The following is a 454-nucleotide window of genomic DNA, read 5'->3' on the forward strand; positions in this document are numbered from 1 at the left end:
AATTTCACATAATTTGTTGCTCGCCCTACCTTTGTTACTGCCGTATCAGTTCCCTTTTGATAACTATAGTTCCTTAACAATTTTTTCTTTCCCGTTTCTGAAATCAAGTCTCCTAAAAGCTGTTCTTTCTCTTGATAGGACTGGTCTGAATCATTTGAAAAAAAGATAGAAACAAAAGAAGAGCAGGTTGCTGAAATTGCTTCAACTTCCTTTTGATTAGTCGTAGTTCGGTCGGTCGGTTCAACTGATTCAGTTGTAGTTTCTGTTTCTGATTGCGTTGTTTGAGGAATATCAAATTCTGGCAAAGAACTGGATTCGGTTATTGATTTCTCCTCTGATATATCTTCATTTTTTTGAAATGAAGAGAACAATACAACCCCAAACATACTGCCAACAATGAAGCTAAAAAGACTAACGATGATACTTTTTTTCACGTTTTTATTCCTCCTACTAC

The 454-nt window shown here is 35.5% G+C and carries 1 protein-coding gene; it reads right to left on the reverse strand.

From position 1 onward, the window contains the following. On the reverse strand, positions 1–434 hold a 434-nt coding region (locus GO615_RS28000; protein ID WP_211167423.1), incomplete at its 3' end, for a hypothetical protein. Positions 435–454 lie beyond the last annotated feature (20 nt).

This window comes from Aromatoleum evansii, from assembly GCF_012910805.1.
Taxonomy (GTDB): domain Bacteria; phylum Pseudomonadota; class Gammaproteobacteria; order Burkholderiales; family Rhodocyclaceae; genus Aromatoleum; species Aromatoleum evansii.